Consider the following 16,438-nt stretch of genomic DNA (forward strand, 5'->3'; position numbering starts at 1 on the left):
AAAAAGCCTGCAAGTTCATCTTTGAATTTGCAGGCTTTTTTGTCAACTAACAATATTCAAAAACTACTTAAAAAATCAGTAGCGTTAATTATTGGAATCCCTCTAAATGGATGCAGAATTAGTAGATCAGGATCTCCTGAAATTATACAGGAAGCTTTTGCACTAACAGCAAGTTCAAGAAACATATTATCCTTTACATCTCTACACTCTGAAATAATAATGTCCACATTCTTTTGCCGAAATGTGAGAAGAAACTTTTCAACAAGCAGTTCCCTTTCGTCGATCGTAAAATATTTGTCAAATTTAGTTCGAAACAAGACATTAAGAAATTCGCTCCAAGTAGAGTTGGAATAAATTATTTCACCTAAAAATTCAGCTCGTTTAATTGCCAGTGCATTTGTAGAATAAGGAGATAGTGCGGCACTTATCAATGTATTGGTATCAAAAACAAATCTATTTTTCATTTAAGATTTGTTCCAATATCTCATCATTAAATCCTCTCTGCTCGGCTTTCGCTCTTAATTTTTCAAGAAATGGCCATATTTCATCTTCCTTCTTTTCAAAAATAGTACTTAAAAAATGGTCAACTCCCTGAGAAATCTTTTGTTTTGTTTCTGGATCAGCATTACGCCACCTTCTTGCCAAATTATCCTCCACTTCAATTACTATCCGATCCATACTTTCAGAAATTTATGGCTATATTTTCAAATATAGCAAAATTTTGCATAAAAACATCCAGTAACTATCCTGGTCAGTCACCCTTCCTTCCTCCCCATAATCCGCTCACGATGAGCAATTCCCCAGTTTCTCAAGACCTCAATCACAGGCTTCAGGGAATGTCCGTACTCAGTAAGTGTGTATTCCACTACAACCGGAATTGAATCATAAACCGATCTTTTTACGAGACAGTTGGCTTCCAGATCCCGTAATTCTTTCGATAACATTTTGTCCGTAATGCCGGGTATTTCTTTGGCTATCTGAGAAAAACGCTTGTTTCCAAAAATCAGGGAAATTATGATGGGTAGTTTCCACTTTCCACTCAAAACCTCCAGCGCATCCCTGACCGGCAGAATACTTTTCGTGCATTCGCCCACCGTATGTTTTGCTTTCTCCTCTGTTGCTTCCATTTTGAAGAACTATTTTAACTATCCTTTTGTATAGTACTAACAAAAGTATAGTATATTTATTTAAGTTTGCATATCAATATTTAAAAGTAACAAAAAATGAGCGATTTAATAGAAAAGCTGAACGGGAGATATGCAGCAAAGAGAATGAACGGAGAAACAGTTCCGGAAGATAAACTGAACACGATTCTCGAAGCTATTAAACTGTCACCATCATCAGTAGGTTTACAGCCATACAAAGTGCTCGTAATTTCAGACAAAGACGTGAAAGACCGGATTTTTAAAGAAGCGGCTCCGCAACCTCAGATAGTAGAGTCATCACATTTGCTTGTTTTTGCTGCGTGGGAAAAGATTACGGCGGAACAGGTCAGCGAGTATATAAATCTGGTGGCCGTTACGCGTGGAATTACTGTTGAGTCGTTATCACAATATCACGACAAGATCAGTGGCGGGATTTTAAGCCGTACCGAAGAGGTTAATTTCAACTGGGCTGCACGCCAGGCTTACATTGCCTTGGGACATGCTTCGGTAGCAGCTGCAACAGAACATGTTGACTCAACACCGATGGAAGGCTTCAACAATGCCAAGCTGGACGAAATATTGGGACTAAAAGAAAAAGGACTAAAAAGTGTTGTCATCATGACGCTGGGTTACCGGGATTCGGAAAATGATGCACTTTCAAAAGCCAAAAAAGTAAGAAAACCGGATGAAGAGCTTTTTATAGCGATTTAGCTGTTAGCAATGCTCCCTTTAAAATATTAGTTCGCTTAAAACTGACAACAATGAAAGTTGAAATATGGAGTGATGTCATGTGTCCATTCTGTTATATAGGCAAACGTAAGTTTGAAGCAGCTTTGGAACAGTTTCCTCAAAAAGATAAGATTCAGATTGAATGGAAAAGTTTTCAGCTCAATCCAGCCATGAAAACCGAACCTGATAAAAACATCAATGATTATCTCGCGGAAATTAAAGGATGGAGTTTCGAACAAGCTGCCGAAATGAACAACCATGTCGCCGGAATAGCGGCGGAAGTTGGTCTGGAATATAATCTGGACAAAGCGGTGGTTGCCAATTCTTTCGATGCACACCGTTTCGTGCAGTTTGCTAAAACAAAAGGAAAAGGTGACGATGCAGAAGAGCAATTGTTCAAAGCTTATTTTACCGATGGAAAAAATACCGCCGACCTGGAAACGCTGATTGAGCTCGGAAAACAGATTGGCCTGGATCCGACAGAATTAAAAACGGTACTTGAAACAACCAAATTCAGTGAAGAGGTTCGTCATGATATTTATGAAGCACAACAGGTAGGCGCACGCGGTGTCCCGTTTTTTGTTTTAGACCGAAAATATGCTGTTTCAGGAGCGCAACAGCCGGAAACATTCCTGGGCGCTTTGGAAAAATCTTTCGGAGAGTGGGAAAAAGCAAATCCTGCACCACTTGTAACTTTTACTGAAGGAGCAACCTGTACACCAGACGGAGAGTGTAATTAATTCCAAAATTATCAAAAAGCGCCACAGATACCGGCTCTAAATCCGGATTATCCGTGGCGCTTTACTTTTGCGCAATTACAAGGCTTTTGCTACATTGCCGGCTTACATAAAAAATAGCCATGGCAATAGATCGTAATTCTTTACGGGGAAAGCTTTTTATTATCATTTTCGGCGCTCACACGCGTCAGGGACGTCTTTTTGACCTCTGCCTGCTTTGGCTTATTATTTTAAGCGTTCTCACCGTTTGCCTGGAAAGTGTACCTTCCATACGCACCAATTATCATCCGTTGCTGCATACGCTCGAAATTCTGTTTACAGTTATTTTCACAATTGAATATTTTCTGCGTGTTTACAGTCATCCAAAACCACTGAAATATCTGTTCAGTTTTTTTGGTATTATTGACTTTCTCTCAATTATTCCCTTTTATCTCACCTTCATTTTACCGGCAGGACATTTTCTTGTTACCATCCGGATTATCCGTCTCCTCCGTGTTTTCAGAATATTAAAACTGACCAGTTTTGTGCATCATGCGCAGGTGCTTAAAACTGCGATTATAGCCAGTTTACAGAAGATCACGGTCTTTATGCTAACCATTGTTGCCCTGGTACTTATCATTGGTACGGTTATGTATGTAGTCGAAGGTGAGGAGCATGGTTTCACCAGCATTCCACAAAGCATTTACTGGGCAATTGTAACAATTACAACCGTTGGTTATGGTGATCTCACACCACAAACGCCTCTGGGACAAGTAATTTCATCAATTGTAATGATCATGGGTTATGCAATTATTGCAGTGCCCACAGGAATTGTAACTGTGGAAATGTCAAGAAGCCAGCCGATAAGCAAACGGACAAACAGCATTGAGTGTCTTTCATGCGGAAAAGCAATGCCCATCAATACAAATTATTGCAGCAACTGCGGTCACCAGTTGCACGAATAAAAAGTGAAAGAACCGTTTCTATCTGACTATACACTCAACCTTATGCGCGTTGCTTTTTTACTGATCCTACTGTGTTTCATTTCAGGTAAAACTTTTTCCGGCGGCATCCGCGGGAAAATCACTACGCAAAAAGGCGAAGTACTTCCCTATGCCGGTATCGCCGTAAAAGGAACAAGCAATGGTACCATGGCCAACGCCGAAGGTGTCTTCGAATTCACCATGCCGGCTGGTTCTTATGAGCTTATATTTCAATATCTTGGCTTTAAAAGTGCAACAAAAACAGTAATCGTCGGGAGTGATTTTGTAACACTGGATGTGCAGCTAGAAGAACAGGCGCTTAACCTGAAAGAAGCCAGCGTAGCCAGCGGCCAGGAAGATCCGGCGTTTAGTATCATGCGGAAGGCCATTGCAAAAGCCCGTTTTCATCAGTTGCAGGTACGCGGATACACGGCAAAGGTTTATTCAAGAAGTACGGCGTTACCTACAAAAATTCCGTTTCTGGTAGAAAAAAGGTTGAAAAAAGAAGGCGTCCAGGAAGGGAAGGCAATACTGAACGAAAGTGTTGCCGAAATAAAATACCGACGGCCAAACAATTATAGCCAACACATTGTTTCAACCCGCAACAGTCTCGACAACAGCATTCCTTCGCCAAACGAATACATTCTTGCCAGTTTATATAGTCCTGAAATAGCCGGCACCGTTACACCGCTTTCTCCAAAAGCTTTCGGATTTTATAAATTCGAATACGAGGGTTATTTTGAAGACCAGGGACAGATTGTCAACAAAATAAAAGTTATTCCAAAAGCTTACGGCGAAGGTGTTTTTAAAGGAAGTTTGTATATCATTGAAGACCGCTGGGCTATTCACAGTTATGATCTTCAAACAACAACCAGCGGATTAAATATCTCTGCAAAACAAATTTTCAGTCCGGTTCAGAATGTTTGGTTACCTGTCAATCAGCAGTTTAAAATCAACGGAAGTTACCTGGGTTTTGCAGGAGAATTCAGATACCTGGTTTCATTGACATACAATAAACTGGATGTTGATCCAGGCCTCAAAGAAGACATTGTAATTAACGATCACAAAAAGGAAGCGACGGCCGGCTCGGGGGACCGCACAAAAAATCTTGAAAAACTAATCAAAGACCAAAAGGAATTTTCTACCAAAAATTTCAGAAAACTCACTAAACAATACGAAAAGGAACAGAAAAAGGAAAATAAGATGGAAGCCGGCAGCGACCGGATGGTTCGGCAGGATTCTATAGTGGTAGATCCCAATGCAAACCAGAAAGACACTATCTATTGGCAAAATCTGCGACCAATCCCGCTGACAAAATCTGAGGTGATCAGTTATTCACAGCAGGACAGTATCAAGGTTGTAAAAGATGCAGAAAATGAAAAGAAAAAACCCGATTCTACTCATTTTAAAGCACGTCATCTGATTACAGGCAATACCTATTCATTCGCTAACCGAAGCACATTTTATTTTAAAAGCCCTGTTTTGTCAATAAGTTACAATGCTGTGGAAGGCAATTCCCTTAACATTATTACTGAATGGCAAAAAAAATGGGATAAGTCTTACAGGTTCAGCATCCGTCCTTTGGCAAGATATTCATTTGGAAGAAAAAGGTTATACGGAAATATCGAAACCAATATTGGCAACAATAAGTGGAATTTGCTTTTAACCGGCGGTGAGATGGCGTCTCAGTTTAACAGAAATAATCCTATTCTACCCTTTCCTAACAGTCTGGCAGGAAGGCTTTTTGACCAAAGTCTGATGAAACTGTATCAACAGCGCTTTATCAGAACTGAATATTCAATAAAAAACATTGCTGACATTCTTGGTATTGACGTCAGCCTGGAATATGAAAAACGAAAAGAGCTTTATAATGAGCCAAGTTCACGACCGATATTTTTCTGGAGCCAGTACGATTACACCCCCAACCGGCCCCTGAACGACGAACTGGCAAATACTGGATTTCCTCAGCATAATGCGTTGCTTTTGGATCTTACCGCCAACATTCGGCCGTGGCGCAGGTATTTGATCCGGAACGGAGAAAAGAGATATTTGCGTAGTAAAGGGCCGTCATTCGCTGTAAATTACAAAAGCGGTTTACCTTTCGCAGGTGATGTCGATTATTCAATTTTACAGGGAACAATTCGTCAGAATCTAAGTCTCGGTCCACGCAGCAGCCTGGACTACAGCCTTAACGGTGGCGGATTTTTAAGTAAAAAACAAATTTACTTTCAGGATTACCGCCATTTTATGGGCAATGAATTCTTCTTTCAATGGGGCGATCCTCCCTATCAGTTCAGGATGCTGCCCTATTACAAGTACAGTACTTCTGAATGGTTTTTCCAGGCACATGCGGTTTGGTCGTTACAACATTTTCTGCTTACCCGTATTGAGCCATTACGCGTGACGGGCTTATCCGAAACCTTACAGGTTCATTATCTCAAAGTCCCAACGATCAGCAATTACTCCGAGCTGGTTTATGGCATCGACAATATTTACAGGGTCGTACGTGTTGAAGCCGTTGCACAATTCCATAACGGAAAATATCAGCGCATGGGATTCAGGATCGGTACCAACATCAGAATTGGCCGCTAACTTCATTTCAATAAGTCCTTGCGCTTCACATTTTTATTTTAAGACTCCAACCATTTGTGAAAAGGCGTAGAAATACGCTAAAAATCAAGTATTTGTCCTGCATAATATCCCCATAGCACAATTTACCTTTGTGATGGAAAAAGCTCTTTGCCTTTTCCGAACCGTAAATATCCGAGAGCTCCGGAAAAAATACGCGGTTTGAGTCAGTTTCTAAACTTGCTTTTTACCCTTAAACAATTTGGCAAAAATGGCAGACAAAGCACAAGACGAAGCGCCGGCCTTCAAATTTGGCTGGCTCCCCGACCTTCCTGACGCAAGAGATTTTATGTATGCGGCCCCGCTGAAAATTATGCAGAAGATCCCGCTAAAAGTTGATTTAAGACCAGGCTGTCCACCGGTTTATGACCAGGGAGGACTAGGCAGCTGCACGGCAAACGCGCTCGGAGCTACTTTTGAATTTGGTAAAACCAAGCAAAATAAGCCAACATTCATGCCTTCACGCTTGTTTCTGTATTACAACGAACGGGTATTGATCAACACAGTTAATTCGGACAGTGGCGCCTTTCTTCGCGACGGTATTAAATCTTTAAATAAACAGGGAATTTGCCCCGAAGCAGACTGGACTTACGATGACAACAGCGGCACAGGTGCAAAATTCACCCAAAAACCACCACAAACCTGTTATACAACCGCACTTAAAAACCAAATCCTTTCTTACCAGCGTCTTCCGGTAAATCTCACTGCGATTAAAGGCTGTCTGGCGGAGGGTTTTCCTTTTGTATTTGGTTTTACTGTTTATTCAAGTTTCATGACCCAAAAAGTTGCCAGCACAGGAATTATGCCTATGCCCAAATTGGCAACTGAGCACGTCATGGGCGGACATGCAGTGGTGGCTGTTGGCTATGATGATGCAAAGCAGGCTGTTCTGGTACGTAACTCATGGAACACTACCTGGGGAATCAAGGGTTACTTCTGGATGCCTTATGCCTACATCAGTAACAGCCAGTTTTGCAGCGATTTGTGGACAATTCGTACGGTTGAATAATTTTCTAATAAAGTATCATGCAGGATGACAACCAGATTGTTTTGAAAAAAGGAGCGCACACGACTCTGTCCTTTATTGGTAAAAGCACAACGGGACACGAATGGACTGTTGAAACAGATGGAGATGACTGCCTTAAAATTGAAAAACAGATTCAGGAACAAAAATCTCCTATATCAGGTGAAAGCGCTAACGAAAACTTCATTATTACAGCGATGTCTACGGGTTCAGCCATCCTGCATTTCAGTCTTTCACGCAGCTGGGAGAAAAATGTAAAACCAATAAAACAAACCATTTACCGGTTTAAAGTCGAGTAGAACAAAGTCCCCTTAACCAAACCTTGGACAGACAAAAAAAAAGTCTGACAGGAAAACTATGTCCAAACAATCAAATCTTTTAAAACAAAATTCATTATGGAAACCAAGAATAAAGTTAAGCCAGCTGATCCGATGACAGCCGAAGAAATTAAAAAACTAAAATCCATCGATGCAGAGATTGCGCAGAAAGGTTCAGCCGACAATAAGTTTGACCAACAAGTCGAAACGGAAGTTATTGATGGTTTGACCTATCCAAAGGGCGGAGAGGCAATCGGCGTTAAAGCAGAAAGCGGTCCATTGCGGTCTTCTCAGGAACAAATGAGTACAGAAGGTTTTATACCAAAACAGGCAGGATTTAGTGCTGTTCCAAAGGCTGAGGCAAAAAAGGATCACAAACCGGCATTCATTGACCGAAACACCTTCATAGGAAATCTGGCTGGGGGGCCTTTGAAAACAATCTTCGGACCGGATAACCGCCGTGTTTTTTACGATACAAATTATCCATGGCGATGCAGCGGGAAAGTGGAATCTGCTCTGGGATCAGGCAGCGGCGTTATGATCGGGCCCCGTCACTTGCTTACCTGCAGCCACATTGTGGACTGGCGACCAAATAACCAAACGGGCTGGATCAAGTTTACACCCATGTATTACAACGGAAGTGTCCCGCCGTTTGGCTTTGGTTATGCGGTGAAGGTTTACTACAATTACAAAGTATCCGGACCCACGATCGACGGAACGGAAGCAAAATTCGATTATACCGTAATTGTACTTGATAAACGTTTAGGAAACGCGACTGGCTGGCTTGGATCCAAAACCTACTCTGATTCATGGGACGGGCAGGCCGTCTTCACCCATACCGGTTATCCAGGAGATTTAACAGGTTCTCAGCGTCCGATCTATCAAAACGGGATTGCTCTTGACGGAAATTCCAGTTCGGCACAAAATATTACGCACAGAGGTGATATCTGGCCTGGTCAGTCCGGAGGCCCTTTCTTTGCCTATTGGGATGGAAAACCCTATACTGTTGCTGTACAGAGTTACCAAAATTCAAGCGTAAACGGTGCCAGTGGTGGTGCTGACATGGTAAGATTAATTCAGCGTGCTCTTGCTGAATATCCATGATAAACAAATAGCTGCTTTTAGTCCGTTGAGATTAAAAGCAGCTATTTCATTTGAGTTAAAAACTTACTTAGTTCCTGCCTTTTCAGCTTTAAAACGTGGTACCGTTCTCGGCAAAGACGGGTAGGTATTATTTTCGGGATTGACGTCGGCCATTCTTTGACTAGGGTCAATTACAATTCTTTCGATATCCGCAAGGTTTTTATCAATCACAAAACTATATTCCGGATATGTCCAGCCCCAGTCGGCCAGTAATGTAGTTTTAGCATACATCTTTTCCATTTTCTCTCCACGCATCATTTCAAGGGGGATGTAAAAATTTTCCTGGCTTCCGTCTTTATAACTTACCACCACATCAAGCGGCATAGGCATCTGCCCGATACGTTCGATAACAATATCTGTTTTTCCTGTATTGGAGACTACTTCTTTAATACCGTAATCAATCGTTTTGGTTGTTCCCACGAAATCTTCCCAATACCAGTCCAATTCCAGACCGGATTCTTTCTCCATGATCCGTTTAAGATCTGTCGGGTTTGGGTGTTTAAATTTCCACTCATTAAAGTAGCGTTTCATCCCAATTTCCAGCTTTTCCTTACCGATGATATAACCTAGCTGATTTAGGAAAACGGCGCCTTTTGAATAACTGGCAACGCTGTAAGCACGGTTTGTATTAAAATGGTCTGCATGGGTTGTCAAAGGTTCTTCCAAACCGGACTTTACCAAACTTCGGTAACTGGCAGTACTCCCACGCTGTGCATCCAGCTTCGTAGGAAATAATTCAGCCATTACCAGATTTTGGGCATAAGTTGTAAAACCCTCATCCATCCAGCCATACTTAGATTCATTTGTTCCTAAAATCATTTGAAACCAGCTATGGATCGATTCATGAACTGTTACACCTACCAATCCACCCAAATTTTGGCGACCAACTATCAGTGTCCCCATTGGATATTCCATTCCGCCGTCGCCACCCTGAATAACCGAATATTGTTTGTATGGATAGCGCCCGAATTTCTCATTCATGATTTTGAAAGACCTTACCGCCAAAGGCTCCATTTCCCTCCATGTTTTTGTGAGAGAATCTCCGGTATAAAAGAAATGAAGATCCAGATTATCATCTACTTTTACAACGTCATGTTTGTAGTCAGGATCGGCAGCCCACATAAAATCATGTACTTCCGGCGCAATGAAATGCCAGGTAAGTTTATCTCCCGCTTTGTGTTTTACTTCCTTTTTGCCGTATCCGTAACCAATTTTATCCGGATTTTGCAGATACCCTGTCGCTGCAACAACGAAAGAAGCATCCAATGTAATTTTTACGTCAAAATCTCCCCAGATACCATAAAATTCTCTGGCAATGTATGGGTTGGCATGCCATCCTTCATAATCATATTCGCACATTTTAGGATACCACTGGGCCATGGAATAATCAATGCCCTCACTGTTATTACGGCCTGTACGACGAATCTGAACCGGCACCTGCGCTTCAAATTCCATCTCAAAAGTGTGCTGTGAATGCGGCAGGATCTTTTCCGCCAGCGTAACTTCAAGAATTGTCCCCACCACCTGGGATTTCAATGCTTTTCCGTTCTGTTTCAGAGAAATGATTTTTTCGTATCCGATCTCAGAAGGTGATAATTTTGAAATACGATCTTTCACACGCGCATCCGGATCACTGATAGTCCTGGAACGAACATCCATCTGACTTCCCGGCTGAAAAGCGTTCAGGTATAAATGATAAAAGACTTTTGTAAGCGTATCAGGCGAATTGTTGGAGTAAACCAGTCTCTGAGAACCTTTGTATTGATGGTTTGTAACATCAAAATCAACATTCATCTGATATTTTGCCCGCTGCTGCCAACGATCTGACTGCCCTGATGACACTGTACTAAATATTGTAATTACAAAAAAAACTGAAAACCACTTTTTCATTCTAAAACATTTTTGTTCACTAAAACTTTATACAAATTATGGGCAAACCAGCTATTAATTAAACGCCGGTATAATTGTTCATTTTATCAACTCCAATGGGAATCATTCTCCCCATCAATATAAATTTATTTAAGTTCAATAAGACTTTTCAGTGTTATTCAACAACAATTACCCACTTTGGCCATTGGCACACAATTGTTAATATCCTTAACAGATATTTATTAACAACTCATATAACTTTTGTCAATTATGCTTAGATGGACAGTAATATTTCTAATCGTGGCTATCATTGCCGGGGTACTTGGTTTTGGTGGAATTGCTGCCGGTGCAGCAGGAATTGCTAAGATTTTATTCTTCGTTTTCCTTGTGTTATTTGTGTTGAGCCTGATCAGCGGAAGAGTCGGGCGATCCTGACACTTCAAGTCAAGAATATAAAACGAAAAGCGGACATCGATCCGCTTTTTTCGTTTTTGTATATATTGGATTTATTCCCACTCAATTGTTGCAGGCGGTTTCGACGAAATGTCATAAACAACTCTGTTTACCCCTTTTACTTTATTGATGATATCGTTGGAAACTTCGGCAAGAAAATCATAAGGCAAATGCGCCCAGTCGGCGGTCATTCCATCGACAGAAGTTACTGCCCGAAGCGCCACGACACTTTCATAAGTACGCTCATCCCCCATTACGCCCACACTTTTCACAGGTAAAAGCATTACACCTGCCTGCCAAACCTCCTTATACAAATTCCATTTTTTCAGTCCGCCTATAAAAATAGCGTCAACCTGCTGCAAAATGTCTACTTTTTCCGGAGTGATTTCACCAAGAATACGAATAGCAAGACCGGGTCCCGGGAAAGGATGACGTTCCAGTATTTTTTCAGCAATACCTAACGTTCGTCCAACCGCTCTTACCTCATCTTTAAACAAAGTATTCAGAGGCTCAACGATTTTCAATTTCATGAAGTCAGGCAAACCACCCACATTATGGTGTGATTTGATGGTCGCAGATGGTCCTTTAACAGAAACCGACTCGATCACATCCGGATAAATCGTTCCCTGTCCAAGCCATTTTACGTCTTCAATCAGGTGTGCTTCCTGGTCAAATATTTCAATAAAAGACTTACCGATCGCTTTACGTTTTGCTTCCGGTTCCGAAAGTCCGTCAAGTGATTGATAAAAATGATCTTTTGAATCAACACCTTTGATGTTCAACCCCATATCTTGGTAAGAATGAAGAACTTCTTCAAACTCATCCTTACGGAGTAAACCGTTATCTACGAAGATGCAATACAGATTTTTACCAATGGCCTGGTGAACCAATATTGCTGCAACCGTAGAATCAACACCCCCGGAAAGAGCCATCACGACCTTGTCATCACCCAATTTCTGGCGCAAATGACGAACCGATTCTTCAACGAAAGAATCAGAAGTCCAGCTTTGCTTACATCCGCAGATATTTACTACAAAGTTGTGCATCAGCTTTTTACCTTCTGCGGAATGTGTTACCTCAGGGTGAAACTGAATGCCATAAGTAAGTTCATCTTCCACTTTGAAGGCTGCAACATGAACCGATTCAGTTGAAGCAATAACGCGGATATTCTCAGGAGCACGAACGATCGTATCGCCGTGAGACATCCAAACCTGTGAAGACGGCGAAAGACCAGCTAGTAAAGAGGAATCGGTATCATCAATTTTCAGATGCGCCCGGCCATATTCGCGGTGCTGGGAAGGTTTTACATCGCCCCCAAGTACCTGAGCCATTAATTGCGCTCCGTAACAAACGCCCAAAAGGGGAACAACTTTGCGAAATTTATCGAGATCAACGCCTGGTGCATTTTCGTCACGCACCGAGCAGGGACTTCCTGAAAGGATTACACCTTTGATATTCGGAGTGAGTTCGGGGAAATTATTGTAAGGATGGATTTCACAATAAACATTCAGCTCGCGAATCCGACGCGCTATAAGCTGCGTGTATTGGGAGCCAAAATCTAAAATCAGAATCTGTTCTGTCATGTAAATGCTATCTAAAACGCAAAGGTAGGGAGATTGACTGAAACGAAAAAAATATGTTTAAACAAAACAGAACGCCGTGGGTTGAATCTTCCCGAGTAAAAACAAAAGTTGCTTATCTGTTTTCTTAATCCGTACATTTGGGAAATTTCTAATATAATAATTAATATGAATCAGGGAACAGTAAAATTCTTCAATGACTCAAAAGGATACGGGTTTATTAAAGACACAGAAACAGGAATTGATTATTTCGTACATATATCCGGTCTTGTGGACGAAGTTCGCGAAAGCGATGATGTAACTTTCGATCTTCAGGAAGGACGCAAGGGACTTAACGCAATTAATGTTAAGCTTGCTTAACATTAATTTATGATATAAAGTAAACAAATAAAGGCCTCGATTTGAGGCCTTTATTTGTTTTATGAAATAATGATTTTTTTTAAATAAACCAGAAATATTTAATGCTCAACAGATAACTTTCAATGTTCAACAAACCCGAGATTTTTGAAATTTCTTCCCTGACAATGAATACCTTTTTTGTTTAAATCGCTTCCAAAATCCGCTCAATGGCAACCTGGTAGCCAATTTTCTCCTTCAATTCGCTGATTGATACCCGTTCCTGTTCCATCGTATCGCGATGACGGATTGTAACGGTATCATCTTCCATGGTTTGGTAATCAACAACCACACAAAACGGCGTCCCGATCAGATCCTGGCGGGTATAACGTTTCCCGATCGCTGCACCGTCATCGTATGTGGTACGGAAAGAAGATTTCAATGAATTGGCGATAGTCTGCGCCTTTTCCGCCAAACCATCCTTTTTAACCAACGGAAGTACAGCAACTTTAAACGGCGCAAGAGCCGGATGCAATTTTAAATATGTACGCTGTTTTTCACTTTCACCCTCACCCACTGTTTCCACAGTGTAGGCATTACAGAAAGTTGCCAGGAAAAGCCTGTCTGCTCCTACCGATGTTTCAACAACATAAGGAATGTAGTTTCCATAAGGCTTGCCATTTTCATCCAGTTCCGAATCAAAATACTGTTGCTTCTTTTTGGATAGTTCCTGGTGGTTACGGAGGTCAAAATCAGTTCGGGAATGGATACCTTCCATTTCACGGAACCCGAACGGAAATTCATATTCTATATCAACTGCGGCGTTGGCATAGTGCGCAAGCTTGTCGTGATCATGAAATTTCAGCTTCTCTGCTGGCAAACCGATTGCCTTATGAAATTTCATGCGTGTTTCTTTCCATGATTCGTACCAGGCCATTTCAGTGCCGGGACGAATAAAAAACTGCATTTCCATTTGTTCAAATTCACGCATCCGGAAAATAAACTGACGGGCTACAATCTCATTACGGAAAGCCTTTCCGATCTGTGCAATTCCAAAAGGAACCTTCATCCTGCCGCTTTTCTGTACATTCAGAAAGTTCACAAAAATTCCCTGAGCCGTTTCGGGACGCAGATAAATCAAACTTGAATCTTCGGCAACAGAACCAACCTGCGTGCTGAACATGAGGTTAAACTGACGTACTTCCGTCCAGTTGTTGGTTCCGGAAACTGCGCATTTTATATTTTCTGAGATGATCAGCTCGCGGACACCCGCCAGGTCTTCCGCGCTAAGTAAACGCCCCATTTCAGCAAGTAAGGCTTTTGCTTTTTCAGGCTCACCATCTTTTTCATATTGTTCCGCTTTTCCTTCAAGAAGCTGATCAGCACGGTAGCGCTTTTTGGAATCCTTGTTATCGATCATCGGATCATTAAAACCATCCACGTGCCCCGATGCTTTCCAGGTCAGCGGATGCATAAAAATGGCCGCATCGATACCAACAATATTATCATTAAGCTGCGTCATAGCTTTCCACCATGCCGCTTTCAGGTTATTTTTTAATTCAACACCGTTTTGTCCGTAGTCGTAAACAGCTTGTAATCCATCATATATTTCGGAAGAAGGGAACACAAATCCATATTCTTTTGCATGCCCGATAATGTCTTGTAAAGAGGTTGCAGGTACTTGGCTCATTATGTTTTTGTAAATTATTAGGTCTCAAAAAGAAAATAGCAAAAGCTTACGCCCAGCGAATCGGCAAAAATAGGGAATTTAGAAGGAATGAATATGAATGTGTATAAATTTTGTAAATTCGTGTGTATAAAAATTTGAGCAATATGAGAACTAATGTTGAAATAGACGAAAGTAAAATTGAAAAACTGAGAAATCTTGATCAAAGTCTTAGGACAAAAAAAGAAATTATTGATTTGGCACTGAGTGAGTTAATAAATATAAAACGTCGCCAGAGATTGAGGGAAACCCGTGGTAAAGGCGGATGGGAAGGCGATTTAGAACAAATGAGAACTTATGACATATCATCTTTTTGACACCTCAGTCTGGATTGATTATAAAAATGGTGTTAAATCTGCCCAGACGGATCTGCTCGACGATTCACTTATTACGGATCTTGTATGTTATTGCCCAACAATTTTACAGGAGTTACTCCAGGGCATCCGAAATGATCGTGATATGAATGAAACGGTTGATGCTTTTAAGGCACTGCTTCCATTAACACTTGATCCATACATTGCTTCGTTTGACGCCGCGCAACTTTATCGGTCACTCAGAAAAAAAGGGGTAACAATTAGAAAAGCTAACGATTGCTTGATTGCCGCTTACGCCATTCACTTTGATATTGAACTTTGCCATAATGACAGCGACTTTGATCTAATCGCTGAAAATTCTACGCTAAAAATCTGGAAACCAATTTAGCATTCTTACGTCAAAGGTTCACTTCCATCGAAAATTTGACACATGCTAAAACGGATTATTGACCAGATACAGCACTTTTTTAATATTTCCAGAAAAGAAGCGCGCGGCACACTGGTGCTCATGGTGCTTATCGTCATTTTAATCTGGACTCCATTTGTGTTCCGACGCTGGATCCTCCCTCTCTTTCCGGTTCCATCCGAACCGGCCAACATTCAGAAACTGGATAGCATTGTAGCTGAACTGAATAACTCCGCAGAATCAAAAGGAACAGAAAATTCTTATCCCCGTAAAGAATACAGCAAAGCACCCAAACAGCCTGTCAGGCTCTTTACCTTTAATCCGAATGAAGCAAGTATTGAGCAGTTAACAGAACTGGGCATACCGCCTTTTCTTGCAAAAAGAATGGATAAGTATCGTAATAAAGGCGGACAGTTTCGTAAAAAAGAAGACTTGCTTCACATTTATGACTTCCCGTCTGATCTTTATAAAACGCTGGAACCATACATCAGTCTTCCGGCAACAACAAAAACATACACGAAAACCGAACTCAAACCTTCCTACCCGGAAAAGCCGGCTACCAATATTTACGTCAGGGAAAAGAAAGTTTATACCAAACCTGCAATCGCTTCATTTGACATCAACACCACCGACACAACCCAGTTGGTCAAATTAAAAGGTATCGGAAGCAAACTTTCCGTACGGATTTTAAAGTTTAGAGATGCGCTTGGCGGATTTTATTCAACGGCGCAGTTTAGTGAAATTTTTGGATTGGATTCGCTGGCTCTTTCAGAATTAAACCGCTATGCAAAAGTGGAGACTCCGGTGAAGAAGATAAATATTAATACCGCCACTGCGGAAGAGCTGAGCAGCCATTCTTACCTCCGAAATAAAAAACTTGCTTCTGTAATCGTGAATTACAGAATTCAGCATGGAAGCTTTAAGTCTGCAGAAGATCTAAAAAAAGTGAAGGTTCTGGATGAAAATACAATTGAAAAGCTGAGGCCATATCTTGATTTCTGATGTAGAGATTGTGTGTCCCAAAAAAATACCACTGACAGCGTCCCCAACAGGTTTGCCTCAATGGTAT

18 protein-coding genes are annotated in these 16,438 nt (G+C 41.3%); 12 read left to right on the plus strand and 6 right to left on the minus strand.

Annotated features, from left to right (window positions below):
• Positions 1 to 56: 56 nt before the first annotated feature.
• The 3 genes from E0F88_RS02690 to E0F88_RS02700 all read right to left on the minus strand — a co-directional run bounded on the left by E0F88_RS02690 (position 57) and on the right by E0F88_RS02700 (position 1,127).
• The gene (locus E0F88_RS02690) at positions 57 to 464 is read right to left on the minus strand and encodes a putative toxin-antitoxin system toxin component, PIN family (protein WP_131956389.1); all 408 of its coding nucleotides are present in this window, start codon (positions 462 to 464) and stop codon (positions 57 to 59) included.
• The gene (locus tag E0F88_RS02695) at positions 454 to 678 is read right to left on the minus strand and encodes a hypothetical protein (protein ID WP_131956391.1); all 225 of its coding nucleotides are present in this window, start codon (positions 676 to 678) and stop codon (positions 454 to 456) included. The genes E0F88_RS02690 and E0F88_RS02695 overlap by 11 nt, the downstream gene beginning before the upstream one ends.
• A 77-nt stretch (positions 679 to 755) precedes the next feature.
• Complete coding sequence (locus E0F88_RS02700; RefSeq protein WP_131956393.1) at positions 756 to 1,127, minus strand: winged helix-turn-helix transcriptional regulator; 372 nt, start codon at positions 1,125 to 1,127, stop codon at positions 756 to 758.
• A 96-nt stretch (positions 1,128 to 1,223) separates the two neighbouring features.
• Between E0F88_RS02700 and E0F88_RS02705 the strand changes: the two genes are divergently transcribed.
• From E0F88_RS02705 to E0F88_RS02735, 7 genes are all read left to right on the plus strand, one after another.
• Positions 1,224 to 1,856 (plus strand): NAD(P)H-dependent oxidoreductase, encoded by a 633-nt coding sequence (locus tag E0F88_RS02705; protein WP_131956395.1) that lies wholly within the window; start codon positions 1,224 to 1,226, stop codon positions 1,854 to 1,856.
• A 50-nt stretch (positions 1,857 to 1,906) separates the two neighbouring features.
• Positions 1,907 to 2,614: a DsbA family oxidoreductase gene (locus E0F88_RS02710; protein WP_131956397.1), complete on the plus strand. Its 708-nt coding sequence runs from the start codon at positions 1,907 to 1,909 to the stop codon at positions 2,612 to 2,614.
• Between the two features lie 119 nt (positions 2,615 to 2,733).
• Positions 2,734 to 3,555, plus strand: a complete 822-nt coding sequence (locus tag E0F88_RS02715; RefSeq protein ID WP_131956399.1) for an ion transporter — start codon at positions 2,734 to 2,736, stop codon at positions 3,553 to 3,555.
• 3 nt (positions 3,556 to 3,558) lie between these two features.
• Positions 3,559 to 6,165: a DUF5686 and carboxypeptidase regulatory-like domain-containing protein gene (locus E0F88_RS02720; RefSeq protein WP_229213656.1), complete on the plus strand. Its 2,607-nt coding sequence runs from the start codon at positions 3,559 to 3,561 to the stop codon at positions 6,163 to 6,165.
• Positions 6,166 to 6,412: 247 nt separating this feature from the next.
• Positions 6,413 to 7,210, plus strand: a complete 798-nt coding sequence (locus E0F88_RS02725) for a C1 family peptidase (RefSeq protein ID WP_131956401.1) — start codon at positions 6,413 to 6,415, stop codon at positions 7,208 to 7,210.
• 17 nt (positions 7,211 to 7,227) lie between these two features.
• Positions 7,228 to 7,524, plus strand: coding sequence for a protease inhibitor I42 family protein (locus E0F88_RS02730; RefSeq protein ID WP_131956403.1), 297 nt, complete (start codon positions 7,228 to 7,230; stop codon positions 7,522 to 7,524).
• 96 nt (positions 7,525 to 7,620) lie between these two features.
• A complete protein-coding gene (locus E0F88_RS02735; RefSeq protein WP_131956405.1) occupies positions 7,621 to 8,646 on the plus strand; it encodes a trypsin-like serine peptidase in 1,026 nt (341 codons plus the stop codon).
• Positions 8,647 to 8,709: 63 nt separating this feature from the next.
• On the opposite strand, the gene E0F88_RS02740 is transcribed toward E0F88_RS02735, so the two are convergent.
• Positions 8,710 to 10,575: a M1 family metallopeptidase gene (locus tag E0F88_RS02740; RefSeq protein WP_131956407.1), complete on the minus strand. Its 1,866-nt coding sequence runs from the start codon at positions 10,573 to 10,575 to the stop codon at positions 8,710 to 8,712.
• Between the two features lie 249 nt (positions 10,576 to 10,824).
• Here E0F88_RS02740 and E0F88_RS02745 point away from each other — a divergent pair, with 249 nt between their 5' ends.
• The gene (locus tag E0F88_RS02745) at positions 10,825 to 10,989 is read left to right on the plus strand and encodes a DUF1328 family protein (protein ID WP_131956409.1); all 165 of its coding nucleotides are present in this window, start codon (positions 10,825 to 10,827) and stop codon (positions 10,987 to 10,989) included.
• A gap of 71 nt (positions 10,990 to 11,060) precedes the next feature.
• On the opposite strand, the gene guaA is transcribed toward E0F88_RS02745, so the two are convergent.
• Positions 11,061 to 12,590, minus strand: a complete 1,530-nt coding sequence (guaA, locus tag E0F88_RS02750; RefSeq protein WP_131956411.1) for a glutamine-hydrolyzing GMP synthase — start codon at positions 12,588 to 12,590, stop codon at positions 11,061 to 11,063.
• A gap of 165 nt (positions 12,591 to 12,755) precedes the next feature.
• Here guaA and E0F88_RS02755 point away from each other — a divergent pair, with 165 nt between their 5' ends.
• Positions 12,756 to 12,947 (plus strand): cold-shock protein, encoded by a 192-nt coding sequence (locus E0F88_RS02755; protein ID WP_131956413.1) that lies wholly within the window; start codon positions 12,756 to 12,758, stop codon positions 12,945 to 12,947.
• 181 nt (positions 12,948 to 13,128) lie between these two features.
• Here E0F88_RS02755 and E0F88_RS02760 read toward each other — a convergent pair whose 3' ends face one another.
• Complete coding sequence (locus E0F88_RS02760) at positions 13,129 to 14,613, minus strand: glycine--tRNA ligase (RefSeq protein ID WP_131956415.1); 1,485 nt, start codon at positions 14,611 to 14,613, stop codon at positions 13,129 to 13,131.
• 143 nt (positions 14,614 to 14,756) lie between these two features.
• Here E0F88_RS02760 and E0F88_RS02765 point away from each other — a divergent pair, with 143 nt between their 5' ends.
• Genes E0F88_RS02765 through E0F88_RS02775 form a run of 3 tightly spaced genes read left to right on the plus strand, consistent with a single transcriptional unit; the run spans position 14,757 to position 16,371 of the window.
• Positions 14,757 to 14,966, plus strand: coding sequence for a type II toxin-antitoxin system VapB family antitoxin (locus tag E0F88_RS02765; protein WP_131956417.1), 210 nt, complete (start codon positions 14,757 to 14,759; stop codon positions 14,964 to 14,966).
• Positions 14,947 to 15,351, plus strand: a complete 405-nt coding sequence (vapC, locus tag E0F88_RS02770) for a type II toxin-antitoxin system VapC family toxin (RefSeq protein ID WP_131956419.1) — start codon at positions 14,947 to 14,949, stop codon at positions 15,349 to 15,351. Before E0F88_RS02765 ends, vapC begins: the two co-directional genes overlap by 20 nt.
• Before the next feature lie 42 nt (positions 15,352 to 15,393).
• Positions 15,394 to 16,371, plus strand: coding sequence for a ComEA family DNA-binding protein (locus E0F88_RS02775; protein ID WP_131956421.1), 978 nt, complete (start codon positions 15,394 to 15,396; stop codon positions 16,369 to 16,371).
• Positions 16,372 to 16,438: the final 67 nt, after the last annotated feature.

This window comes from Dyadobacter psychrotolerans (assembly GCF_004349265.1).
Lineage (GTDB): Bacteria > Bacteroidota > Bacteroidia > Cytophagales > Spirosomataceae > Dyadobacter > Dyadobacter psychrotolerans.